10 protein-coding genes and 2 pseudogenes are annotated in these 12,645 nt (G+C 42.5%); 7 read left to right on the forward strand and 5 right to left on the reverse strand.

What is annotated here, in order from left to right:
• Positions 1 to 34: 34 nt before the first annotated feature.
• Both ACQCV8_RS18240 and lepB read right to left on the reverse strand, forming a co-directional pair.
• Entirely contained in the window at positions 35 to 940 is a 906-nt protein-coding gene (locus tag ACQCV8_RS18240; protein WP_426846883.1) for a DUF4349 domain-containing protein, read from the reverse strand.
• A 141-nt stretch (positions 941 to 1,081) separates the two neighbouring features.
• The gene (gene lepB, locus ACQCV8_RS18245) at positions 1,082 to 1,642 is read right to left on the reverse strand and encodes a signal peptidase I (RefSeq protein WP_426846895.1); all 561 of its coding nucleotides are present in this window, start codon (positions 1,640 to 1,642) and stop codon (positions 1,082 to 1,084) included.
• 157 nt (positions 1,643 to 1,799) lie between these two features.
• Between lepB and ACQCV8_RS18250 the strand changes: the two genes are divergently transcribed.
• The 7 genes and pseudogenes from ACQCV8_RS18250 (at position 1,800) to ACQCV8_RS18280 (ending at position 7,678) form a co-directional block, all read left to right on the forward strand.
• Complete coding sequence (locus ACQCV8_RS18250; protein ID WP_426846884.1) at positions 1,800 to 2,591, forward strand: alpha/beta fold hydrolase; 792 nt, start codon at positions 1,800 to 1,802, stop codon at positions 2,589 to 2,591.
• Positions 2,592 to 2,626: 35 nt separating this feature from the next.
• Positions 2,627 to 3,259, forward strand: a complete 633-nt coding sequence (locus ACQCV8_RS18255; protein ID WP_426846885.1) for a LysE family translocator — start codon at positions 2,627 to 2,629, stop codon at positions 3,257 to 3,259.
• A gap of 290 nt (positions 3,260 to 3,549) precedes the next feature.
• Entirely contained in the window at positions 3,550 to 4,719 is a 1,170-nt protein-coding gene (locus ACQCV8_RS18260; protein ID WP_426846886.1) for an FtsW/RodA/SpoVE family cell cycle protein, read from the forward strand.
• Positions 4,720 to 5,023: 304 nt separating this feature from the next.
• Positions 5,024 to 5,911: pseudogene (locus tag ACQCV8_RS18265) on the forward strand (DUF1672 family protein).
• 256 nt (positions 5,912 to 6,167) lie between these two features.
• Complete coding sequence (locus ACQCV8_RS18270; protein ID WP_426846887.1) at positions 6,168 to 6,539, forward strand: winged helix-turn-helix transcriptional regulator; 372 nt, start codon at positions 6,168 to 6,170, stop codon at positions 6,537 to 6,539.
• 235 nt (positions 6,540 to 6,774) lie between these two features.
• Positions 6,775 to 7,389: pseudogene (locus ACQCV8_RS18275) on the forward strand (alkaline phosphatase); the annotation flags it as partial.
• A 13-nt stretch (positions 7,390 to 7,402) separates the two neighbouring features.
• Positions 7,403 to 7,678 (forward strand): stalk domain-containing protein, encoded by a 276-nt coding sequence (locus ACQCV8_RS18280; RefSeq protein WP_426846896.1) that lies wholly within the window; start codon positions 7,403 to 7,405, stop codon positions 7,676 to 7,678.
• 409 nt (positions 7,679 to 8,087) lie between these two features.
• On the opposite strand, the gene ACQCV8_RS18285 is transcribed toward ACQCV8_RS18280, so the two are convergent.
• The 3 genes from ACQCV8_RS18285 to ACQCV8_RS18295 all read right to left on the reverse strand — a co-directional run.
• Complete coding sequence (locus ACQCV8_RS18285; protein ID WP_426846888.1) at positions 8,088 to 9,425, reverse strand: sodium-dependent transporter; 1,338 nt, start codon at positions 9,423 to 9,425, stop codon at positions 8,088 to 8,090.
• Positions 9,426 to 9,537: 112 nt separating this feature from the next.
• Complete coding sequence (locus ACQCV8_RS18290) at positions 9,538 to 11,145, reverse strand: ATP-binding cassette domain-containing protein (protein ID WP_426846889.1); 1,608 nt, start codon at positions 11,143 to 11,145, stop codon at positions 9,538 to 9,540.
• Positions 11,146 to 11,637: 492 nt separating this feature from the next.
• Positions 11,638 to 12,645 (reverse strand): RNA-guided endonuclease InsQ/TnpB family protein (locus ACQCV8_RS18295; protein ID WP_426846890.1); only part of this gene is annotated, 1,008 nt, incomplete at its 5' end.

Below are 12,645 nucleotides of genomic sequence, written 5' to 3' on the forward strand. Positions count from 1 at the left end.
GGAAATAGACAAATGGATTCCTGTCTGAATCCTGTTAGTCCCTCCCTCCCCGGCGCTTTCTTTTCCAGAAGGAATAAACTATCCAGCCAGCTGCAAACAACATGATCCAAATTGGGAGATTTCCTGCAGTAAACACAATGAATGCCGATCCTCCATATAAAAGCGCATTGATGCTTCCCATAAATTGCCGCTGTGTTTTCTCCCACGTATTCCATTCCTTGTTATCAACCCCCGGCACTACCACCTTTGATTCACTAAGCTGGATGGTAACCGTAGAGAAATCAGTTTGGTTCTCAAGGTAATTCTTTCTCCCCTTCAGCTGTTCGATCTCCTCCTGGACAGTGGATAGATCCTTTGAAATGGACAGCAAATCAGCCGTTTTGTCCGCTTTTTCCATAAACGAGAGGAGTCTTTCTTCAACCGCCTGCTTCGCTTTGAGTCTGGAATCCAAGTCCACGAATTCCTCCGTCACATCTTGCCCTGAAACATGTTTACTGAATATTTTCAGTTCACCATTTTCAATGACGGCTAAAAACCCGTTGAACTCCTGCTGGGGAATTCTTAAAGTGATGCTCCCCTCCCGCGGTCCATTTTCCGTTTTGTTTGATGAAGTGCTGACGATATAGCCGCCTGCAGCTTGAGCGTCTTTTTCGATTTTAGTATAAGCCTTATTGTAATCTTCTGCTTCTATACTCATTTCCGCTGTATAGATAATCTTTTGATCCTGGGGAGATTTGATCAGTTGCTGACCTTCCTGTTCAGCAGGCTGTTCAGTTTCTGCTTTCACCCCGCTCTTTTCATTTAGTGCCTCTTTTTCTTCTGCTGCCATCATTTCTCCATCTCCGGAAGCTGAGTGGTCCCGGGAGCTCGCATTATTTTCATTGCTGCAGCCGGTCAAGATGAAAATAACAAGCAAAACGCCTGCTGCAAGTTTAATCATTAGGCACCTCTTTTTCCTTTTTAAATACATAGACGTCTTTGTTTTACAAATGTTACAAAATTATGTAATTTTTTCACAATGAATCCTTTCTTTTTTGGCAGAAGGCAGAACATAATAAAAAACCGATCCAATGGATCGGCTTTAGTTTGTTGCCCGTACTTTATCAAACGGAAGCATCACAAATTCTGATCTTCCTATAACTCTTTCTGTTTCAATTAAACCGAGGCCTGTCCGGCTGTCCATACTGACAAGGCGATTGTCACCCATAACAAAGTATTTGTTTTCCGGAACTTTTACTTCTTTAAAGTCATTGGTCAGCTGAACACCTGTAGACTCTGCTTCTATCCGGTTAGAGGTCAGGTAGGGCTCTTTCACCTCTTCGCCGTTTACATAAAGCACATCATCCTTAACTTCCACTGTATCCCCGGGAAGACCGATAATCCTTTTTACATAGTGTTCACTGTTATTTTGGCCATTAATAATGACGATATCTCCCCGTTCAAAATCTCCTACATAACGGATGATTTTATTCACAAAAAGTTTCTCAGAGTTTCTGAGTGTTGGATCCATTGAATCCCCATCTACCACATAAGGTTCAAAGATAAAAATCCTTATGCTAGCCGCCAGTACGACAGCCACTAAAATGGCAGCGATCCATTCTAAAATGGGACTTCTTTTCTTTTTCTTGTTACGGGGCGGTATTTCCGGCACTGATGTTCCTCCTCTAAGTCAAGCTTATACAAAGACAACCGATACTCTATTTTATCACAATTGACTCAAATTAAATCAATTTTAGCTGTCTCCTGAAAACATGTCAATCACATGCTATGGACATAATGACAGAGAGGAGGTTTTACTTTTGTCCTATTCTTACCCTTCCGGCAAAACGTTTTACCAGCTTACAGGCACAGGAAAACAGACCATTGTTTTTATTCATCCTACCGGAATGGGCTCTGCTGTTTTTCACTATCAAAGAGTGCTCCAAAAGAATTTCGCGGTATTGACCTATGATTTAAGAGGCAATGGCAGAAGCGGCGGGTTACTTCCTGCATTATCCGTTCGTGAACTGGCCGATGATCTTTATGAGCTCTTATCCCTTCTTTCAATTTCTAAAGCCATTATCTGCGGTTATTCCAATGGTGGATGCATCGCTCAGGAATTTGCATTAGCCTATCCTGATAAGACAGAAGGACTCCTATTAATTGGCGGGTTTCCGGAAGTATCCACCCCGCTTCTCACTCTCGAATTTAAACTAGGAATAGCGCTGACAGGTGCAGGAGGAATGTCTTGCCTATCAAAAGCAATCGCCAGATCCCACGCACCTGATCCGTGTATGAAAGATATCCTGGAACGGTACATGATGCTTTCAGATCCTTATGGACTCTATAAGCAGTATCAAATGACATTTTCATACACCGCCACTGCCCGCCTGCATCTTCTGGCTATGCCGGTACTTCTTATCTACGGATCGAGTGACAGATATCTGAAATCGTATCCTGCCATTTATGAAAAAGAAATTCCTCATGCGAAAATCGTTTATATTTCAGATGCCGGCCATCAGATACCGACAAAGTCTCCTAACGAGCTTAACTTCATATTGAAACACTTTATTCAAAATTATATAGAATGCTCCGCTCACCTTCATGAATAAGATATAGAAGGACGAGCCAAAAAAGGAGCATTTCTGTGGACGCTATTCTTTTTTTCATAAAACCGCTGGTGCTGGGGATCAGTCTTGCAGCACCGGTTGGACCGGTAAAACTGCAAATGATCAGAGCAGGGCTGTCTGGAGGATTCTGGCCATCCTGGCTTACAGGGCTCGGGGCATTGACAGCCGATCTCATATTTATTGGAGCAATTCTCGGAGGGCTGCTGCCGTTTTTCAGGATCCCCATTATCTCAGCTGCGATGACTGCTGCAGGAGCCGTTCTTCTTTTCAAGCTTGGGATCAAAAGCATTTCCGCATACCGTTATGATAAGACAATGCTTGACGTCCATCCCACGGGAAATTTGCAGGGATCATTTACAGAAGGATTTTTCCTTGCATTCGGCAATCCGTTTAACCTGTTTTTCTGGTTTGGGGTTTACGGGTCGGCTATTGCTTTGTTTCCATCTACGTTTGGAATGGCAGACGTTTTCGCTTACAGCTTTTTTATCGTGGCAGGAATTTTTCTGTGGAATCTGAATGTAGCCCTGACTGTCCACTTTGCGAGGAAGCTCATATCAGCATTGGTTTTAAGGATCATCAATCTTATTGCAGGCACATCACTGATTCTTTTTGCAATCAAACTAATATGGGACTTTTTTCATTCTTTTTAACAGAGCAACGGAGCAGTATCTCTGTGAAGCTGGTTTTCGTTCACATGCTTTTCTGCCGCTGCCCGTTAAAAGGGCTTGCTGCCTTGATGCACAGTACCTCGAAGTTTCGCCTGACATCATAGAAACTTTTTTAGGCTTGATAACGTCTATAGGAATAGGCGCTTAGCGGGGGAATATTTCCTCGCACACATTTAATAGATTGTGGTAGGATGATAGATAGTGTTTAGCCTCGCTAATGCCTTATACATCAAGGCTTTACTAGCGGAAACTTTTGTAAGTTGGTGAAAGATATGGAAAGAGAAAGAAACTCTTTAAATCAGCAGTTTGATTACCAGCTGGCTTTTTTGCTTTTTCTGCTGTTTTGTACTAGCATCATTGCCATTTATGGAGCACAGCTGACCGCTACACAATATGAAACGAATTTTGTCGTTCGTCAATTCATATACTACATCCTCGGCTGCGGAATTGTAGCATCTGTCATGTTTTTTGATTCAGAACAGCTGCAGAGGCTTACTTGGTACCTGTACGGGTTCGGAATCTTTTTGCTGCTATTATTAAAGGTAGCTCCCGAAAGCATTGCTCCAACGATTAAAGGTGCAAAAAGCTGGTTTGATCTCGGGTTCATTTCAATACAGCCTTCTGAATTTGTCAAAACATTTGTCATACTGGCGATCAGCAGTGTGTTAATCCAGCATCAGCAGAGCCATCAGCAGAAATCAATCGGATCGGATTTGTTTCTTCTCGTGAAAATTGGAGCTGTATCAGGATTTCCGCTCATTCTGATCATGCAGCAGGATTTGGGAACTTCCCTTGTACTGATTGCCATAACCGCCGGAATGATTCTTGTATCCGGTATTTCCTGGAAAATCATTACGATTGTTTATTCTTCGATTGCTTTAGTAGGCATCACCCTCTTGTATCTCGCACTCCGGCAGCAGGAACTGATCAGTGCCGTCCTTGGGACAAAACAATATCAGATGGCCCGTATTTACTCATGGCTGGATCCTGAACAGTATCCTTCTGCTGAAGGCTTCCATTTGCTCAACTCAATGAAAGCAATTGGTTCGGGACAAATTTTCGGGAAAGGGCTTGGAAACAGCGATGTCCGAATTCCGGAGAATCACACGGATTTTATCTTCAGCGTCATCGGAGAGCAATTCGGGTTTGTAGGGACAAGCGTTGTCATCAGCTTATTTTTCCTGCTCATCTACCATTTGATTAAAGTGGCGATGGAAACAAATGAGCCATTTAACAGCTTTATCTGTGCAGGAGTCATCAGCATGTTTGTGTTCCACGTCCTGCAAAATGCAGGAATGACCGTCGGCATCCTTCCTATAACAGGAATCCCCCTCCCTTTCATAAGCTATGGAGGAAGCTCATTAATGGGCAGTATGATGGCGATTGGCTTAGTTTTTGGAATCAGGTATCACCATCGTACGTATATGTTTTCAGACCGTTAACCAGCCTGCCCATCTTATGCTGGAAGGCTGTATATCCGTTAAATAGAAAGCTGACTCTTGTATTTGAAAGAGTCAGCTTTTCTTATACAAAAAATTTCAGTCTGGCGGGGACGGACACGGTTGCGGTGCTCCCCCTGCTTCACTGAAGGAATTTTTTCCTGGATCCTGATTCGATTCAATTATTTTGGGTTTTTAGAGGTATATATGTAAAGTAAGGAGGTAAGCCGTTGAACGTTACATATAAGCTGTGCACTATCTCGTTAGGTCTGTTTTTATTACAGGAAGCTGCTCACAATTGGAAAAAATGGGCGATGAGTTAGATAAGAAGAATGCTGAATTAACGGAAGAGCTTGGGGGAACACCATCGCGAGAGAAAGGAGTTCAAAAAGAGGAAACCAAGAATCAAGATACATATGCCAGTGTGCAGGATTACACAGGAGAAGGATTTAAACTCCCTAACAGCGGCAATCTAACCGAAAAACTAGCATCGGAAAACAAAGAAGAAATAATAGAGGCTGTGAAAACCTTTTTCAAAAATAACTATAATACAGAAGTGACGGTTCACAATTTAGCGGGAGCCCGAGATGGGATTTCGGTCTTTGTGGAATCGGTTGGGGAACCCCATTTTCACACACTAGCAATTGTACCTGTTAGTGTTCCAGGAAAGAAGATATTGTATGACCAGATTACGTCCTTACAAGAAGAAATTGAAAGAGATATAGAGACAGGCCTTTAGGCGATGCTCTTCGAGAATGAGATCAATAATTTGAATAAATTCGTAAAAGAAATTAAATCCACATTCCCTGTATCTGGTCTCCTTTCTGAGGCTATAAAAAACATCTCTACAATTGGTTATAGAATGGAGGAGTACTACATTGTAGCTTTTGACCCTTCACTTACGCCAATTAGAGAACAATATATTCAGAATCCAGCCCGAACCATTAAAAATTTAAAGCAGCCAACTATTGATCCGAAGCGAGTAAATATTGTTATTGAACTTTATATGAAGGACGCAAATACTGAACCAAGTCAAGATATTCATAAGAAAATAGAAGAAGGTCTGAAAGCAAGTGAAAATCTGCCGCCTGGCACTTACAGGGTTACCTTAAACGATAATAATGTTATTAAAAGGACAGGAACGGGTGTAAAGGATAACAGTATTAAGACAGCAAATAATCCAATTATTTTATAGTAGGTGCACAACTTTGAGCCCATATGTTAATACAATTACTACTGATAAAGAATTAGTTGAACTATTTGTAAATATCGCTTACAAACGTATTTAGTGTCAACGGATGTACCTTTGTAATAGTAAACACTAGTTATCATAATCCTAATGGTTTTGACGCATTAACTGTACCATAGGCACCAATAAGTACCTTATAGCCTCCATAGGCAACAAAGGTTATAATAGTTATATACAGTATGTAAAGGCAGGTGCATTACCCATGAAAAAATACAATATTCCTGTAGAAGCAGCTTTAGAAGTTATAGGAGGCAAATGGAAAGTCGTTATACTCTGCCATCTTATTAAGGCCACCAGAAGAACAGGAGAACTTAAGCGGCTGATGCCCGGCATTACCCAGAAAATGCTGACCCAGCAGCTGCGTGAGCTGGAAGAGGACGGAATCATTGAACGGAAAGTGTACAATCAGGTCCCTCCCAAAGTAGAGTACTTCCTTACTGATTACGGCTGGTCTTTAAAAGAAATCCTTGACTCTCTCTGCGCTTGGGGAGAACAGCATATCGACCGTGTTTACCCTGATAAAAGCGAAGTTCTTATGGCTGAACAGGAATTGAATGAAACACCTCTGCAATAAGTGACCATACAACATATGATTTAAAAGCTGCCTTTAAGTTATTGGCAGCTTATTTTTATTGGGTTCTCCTTTTACTGAAAAAAATCGATTTACCTATCGGCATGAATTTAATTTGTTTAATAAGTAGATAGTTCTATTTTTCCACTATTTACAATCTATTAAAATTTTCTGAATACTATCTAAGTATTTCGAGACTAGAATAAAGTCGAATACAATACATGTGTGGAGGCAGAAAATGAAAAAATTATCGAAAAAGATTATCGGGGATGGACTATCAAAACATGAAGTATCTGCCAAGAAGCCAAAGGAACCGACTAACGTTATTATGCTTGTGATGGATGGTGCAAGCTCTTCAGCTACAACGCTGGCCCGCTGGTACAAAGGAGCTCCTCTTGTCATGGATGAAATCGCTTCAGGCGGTGTCAAAACATTTTCATCGGAATCTGCTATTACTGACTCTGCACCTGGAGGTACGGCAATGGCAACAGGAAACAAATCCAACTCCGGATATGTAGGCGTTTTGCCTTCTGTTGTCAATTCACCGGGAGCAGAAAAAGTAAAGAGTAGAGATCAATTCAAGCCAGTTGCAAATGTTCTTGAAGGTGCCGAGCTTTCAGGCCGGTCGACTGGAATTGTGGCAACCTCCGAAATTCAGCATGCAACTCCGGCAGCTTTCTCCTCCCATCATGTAAACCGGAATAATTTCAGCGTAATCGGTGAGCAGCAAGTTTATCAGGACATGGAAGTTGTCCTTGGAGGAGGGAAAAAAGCACTTCTTCCTGAATCTGAAAAAGGCACCCGTAAAGATGGAGAAAATCTTATGAAGGTCCTTGAAAACAAGAATTATGATGTTGGCTAAAGGAATGGGCTTTAATTTAGACAAGCTGACAGAAGAGCTGTTTACAGAAGCTAAAGGAGCATTCAGAAAAATCGGAGCGTCCGTTAAAATTGACAGAACTGATTCAAACAACCCTGTACTGACTGTAAAGAGGGGCCGGACGGAAGCAAAAATAGCGATTGATAAAAATGAAATGATGATTGGCAGCAAAAAGTACGAGCTAGAAGGGATTACAGTTGAAAGCGACGGAAAAGTTTATGTACCTAAGCATGCAGTGGAGCTGTTAAGAAAAAATTCTTAAGATCATTCAACCATACTTCCCCGCTTAAATGCTGGCCATTCTTCTGCCGTATAGGATACTTGTAAGCCAGCAACTGATTTTATGCCTAAAGGGCAGCCGCTGCAAAGCAGGCTGTCTTTTTTTCAGTCTTACAAGCCTGATTAAGCAATGGTCTATCCCGCACGAATGATTTAATGTTATCCTGCTTCAAATGGTTCTGTTTACCAAACCCCCTCCCCACCCGGCTTTTAACACATTCTGATTGATTATCTTTCTGGCATTATCGTCCTTAACTTTTCATTTGCCGATTAAATATTAACCGGCGCTCAAGAACATTCGCAGCATACAAAATTACCTCCGAATCCTCTCTTTAAATAAGAGCACGATAACGGAGGTGATTTGCTGATTGTATACTAAAAATTAAAGTCTGTCAGATCACTCCCAGCACATCAAGAAACACGAGAATGATGGCAATCGGAACGATGAACTTCAAAGTGTAAAGCCAAAGAGCAAACCAGGCAGACGCACTTCCCGCTCCCTTTTCAAGTTCAGCTTTCAGCATGGCCTTGTCCAGCTTCCATGGAATAAAAAGAGCAATCAGGAGAGCACCTATTGGAAGCAGAATGTTACTGACCAGGTAGTCCTCGGCGTCAAAAATATTTTTCCCGAAAAGAGTGACATCCCCTAAGATTCCAAAGCTTAAAGCAGCAGGAATTCCAGCGGCGAAGATAAGCAAACCGCCAATCCAGGATAGCTTTTTCCTTTTCTCCGGCCTGCCCTTTGCTAAAGAAGCAACTAAAATTTCAAGCATGGAAAAGGCGGAAGTAAGAGTTGCGAACAAGAATAACGCCAGGAACAACACCATGAATAAGGAACCGAATGGAATTTGTCCGAATATCGAGGGCAATATGACGAACAGCAAGCCGGGACCTGCTTCAGGCTCCATCCCTATCGAAAATACAGCCGGGAAAATCGCAAGACCTGCAAGAAGCGAAATCACAATATTCATAATTACGATGGATACAGCGGATTTAGGCAAGTTTTGCGTTTTATCAAGATAGGAAGCATAGGTAAGCATAACAGATACCCCAACGCTAAGGGAGAAAAAAGATTGTCCCATCGCAGCGAGAACGGACTCCGAAGTCAGCTTGGAGAAATCCGGCTGCAGAAAAAAGGCGACTCCTTCCATCGCATTTTCGAGAGTAAGTGAACGAACGATGATGACAATGAAGATAAGAAAAAGGGCTGGCATCATAAATTTGTTCGCCTTTTCAATTCCGCTCGAGACCCCTCTTGACACAACAAGAATGGTCAGCAGCATAAAAGCAAACTGCGAACCCGCTGCAAAATAAGGCTGGGCAATTGTTTCATTAAAAAGATTTCCGAAATCAGCCGATCCAGACAGCTGGCCGGTCACACTATAAACCAGGTATTGAAGGATCCAGCCCCCCACAACGCTGTAGAAGGATAGCAGAATAAAGCTTGTTGCGACCCCCAGATAACCGATATAAGACCATGCCGTACCCGGTACAAGCGACTGATAAGAACGGATTGCCTCTTTTTGCGTGCTGCGCCCGATGACGAATTCACCGAGCAAGAGTGGAAGGCCGATCAATGCTGTAAATAAAATAAACAGCAGGAAAAAAGCGCCCCCGCCGCTTGTCCCCGCCACGTATGGAAGCTTCCAGATTGCCCCGATTCCGATAGCAGATCCAGCCGAAGCGAGGATAAATCCGAGCTTGGAAGACCATTGTTCTGATTGTTTCATATGTATCCTCATTTCAATGTATTTGTATACCTTCCTTTATATCAAACTTCTCCCCGTAAAGTAAACCTGGTTTTGATTCCACAAAAAATCCCGGGTCCCATTACCCGGGCTGCTACTGGCCCTTCAGCTTATTCTTTGCAGGCAAAAGCTGACCGAAACAGTATCTGCTGTATAATCCGCCATTCCTCATGAGCTCTTGATGCGTTCCCCTTTCCGATGCAGTTCCATTTGAAAGAAAGATGATTTCATCTGTGCACCTGCCTGTGTCAGCACTCCGGGTAAGGACGATAACTGTCTTAATCCCTCTTATCTTCTTTATATTGCTAAGGATCCTCCGGACTTCGAACGGTTCAATTCCCATGAATGCATCATCTAAAATTAAAATGTCCGGCATTGTACACAAAGCCCTTGCAATCGCGATTTTTTGAATAGCCGCTTTATTAAGGGTTGTTCCAGCAAGAGGTGTATTGTATTGTTCAGGGAGCTCCATAATGAAATCATGAGCTTGAACCGCTTTTGCAGCCTGAATAATCTCACTCATCAGCGCTTCCGGCTTCCCAAATGCAAGGTTCCCTTTCACTGTTTCAGCCTCCAGATCAGATCGTTCAAATACTGCACAGGATGATATTCTAGCGCCCGCTCCGCCTCCAAGCTTAATTTCCCCTTCTACAGGCTTTAAAAATCCAGTAAGCAAATGGGCAAGTGCAGTCTTTCCGGCCCCGCTTTCTCCTATAATTCCAATGATTTTGCCGGGATGCAGTTCAAATGATAAAGAATGAAGCACCGGATGATTCTCCTGATAACCGCATACTACACCGTCAAACAAAATCATCCCTCTGTCCTTGGCAGGAAACGGCGGCTGATAAACAGACCTTGGTGTCTCTAAGATCGCAAGCAGCCGGTATCCTGAAGTACGAAAATGGGGCCACAGCCCTGCAATCTGTCCGAAACCGCCAAGCGGAATAAAAATAAGGGCAAGGAGACAGACACATGCGGCATATTCACCGGGAGCGAGCTGGCCATACCATGCCAGCACCCCCCCGGAAGCAGCAAAGAGCAAGGAACAGCCCACTGCAGCACCCTTCAGCTTTTGGTTTTGAATAGAAACGCCACCTGAAGGCCTCGCTCCTTTTAAAGAAAGCAAATCAGAAAAGTGTGCAGATTCTATATGAACGTTAGCTTTAATCCTTAGATGACGGTACATAATTCCCGCTAAAACAGCCGAAGCGGCAAGGGCTCCTGCAGCAAGCGGAATCGAGTAGTAAAAAAGGATCCCCAGGCTCAATATAATCATGACAGGGACTACAAAAAATTTGTGGAGCCCCCTTTGAAAAAACCTTCTAATTGCTTCAACATCCTGAGTATAAAAGGATAAAAGCTGCTCATATGCTTGATGGTCAAACGAATGGATGGAGAGCTGCAAAAGCTTGTCCCGTAAAGCTTTTTTCAGTCCGGCAGCGGCACGCAGCCTAAATTCCCGGAAGGCCCGGTTTATTAGATGGGTAAGAATGAGTGTTGCGGCAATTAAAAGACAAAGCAGAAAAATTTCTAAAGGGAGCATTTTATAGTCATTCACTATTATTGTCTCATCAATGATAAGCTGAACAATAATCACACATACCGGCAAGATTAAAGCCAACAGGAAGGAAAAGACCAGCGGCTGATAAAGCCCTTTGCTATTCGTACCGAAATAAACTTTTAATCGGTTAATCATATTCATTGGCCAGACCCCATACTGTAATTTTTTTCAATGTACACCATAATATATCGGTTTCCGTTTATGCGCACCACATGATTCTGCAAAATTTTTCAATTCACAACCTAAGTAGCAGGCCGTCATCCTTACGAAATCGGCTCCAACGAAAAATAACCGCAAAAAAAACGCACAGCAGCTGCTATGCATTTCGCTTTCCTTCAACTATTCTATTTATGTCCGCTGCGGCGTCTTAATGGGGTTCGAGACCGTTTCCTGACTCAAGCATGCCGAATCCTGCTGAAAATCGTTAGACAATAAATGGGGCGCTTTATCAATAAGCAGACTAAAACCCCCATCTTGCCTTTGAGACTCCCACGGCTAAAGCCGCAAGCCCTACCTTACGGTGTGACGGGTGGGATTCTTGAATGACTAAACGTTCGCAGTCCATTTCTGTTTTGAACAGCCTTCAAGACAGGGGCATCTCATTGCCCCTCCTAAGACAGTGCATATAGCATCTTAGGCTGGTTGACTATGACCGCCAACCACAGGTGCATAGCGAATATTCATTGCACCGACTACATCTCTATGTTTTTCGAATCCGCACTGACACTTATATTTCCTGTCTATGGCTTTATTTTTTTTTGAACATTTCGGACAAGTTTGACTCGAGTAGGCGGGATTCACATATTCAACTTTAATACCCACTAGGTTTGCTTTATATTCGATGAAATGAGACAGGCGATAAAAGGACCAAGTGTGCAAATTCTTTTCGTTTTTACGGCTCGTTCTTGCCGTCTGTCTAATGTTCGCCAGTTGTTCCAAGCGAATGACAGAAATGTGATTGTCTTTTGCAAAATTGACGATTGCACGGCTCACCTTGTGGTCTTGGTCTTTCATCCATCGCTGTTCTTTATCATCCAATTTACGGATGGCATTGAGTTTTTTCTTCCTGCCCAATGTTTTGCGTTTGGAACGGAATGTACGCTTCATGTATTTGTTTTGTCTACCGTTTCCAAAGAAACAAACCTTGTCATCATCTGTGATGGCTACCGCAGGAACTTTCAAACCTAAATCTACACCCATTCTTTTCGTTCCTGTTTCTTGGGCAGAAGGAATGATGACAGCTATTTGGGCAATCCATTTATTTGATTTTTTTGTGATGCGAAGAGTTCCTAGTTTATGCTTTAGCAAATCAAAATTGCGGTTATGCTTATCGACTAATATCGCACGAATAGGTGTTTTCTTTACTTTACCGTTAATCAACAAAGGCAAATGTATGTGAGTGAAGTCAAACGAGTAGTTTTGGTTATTCCAAATGCAGACAGGCTTCACCAAAATAGGGATGATTGTGTATTTGCTTTTCTTAATTTTTGTAGAGAATACACTTTTAGCATCTTTAATTGCTTGGTTCTTGACTGCACTTGGAAGGTTGGCAGGAACATCTTTTGTTGTTTTCTTGGTGCTTTTCTGTTCTTTCACCATTTCAGCGATAAGACGATTCACTACATCAATATACTCTTTGCT

The sequence above is a fragment of the Metabacillus sp. 84 genome (assembly GCF_050107715.1).
Lineage (GTDB): Bacteria > Bacillota > Bacilli > Bacillales > Bacillaceae > Metabacillus_B.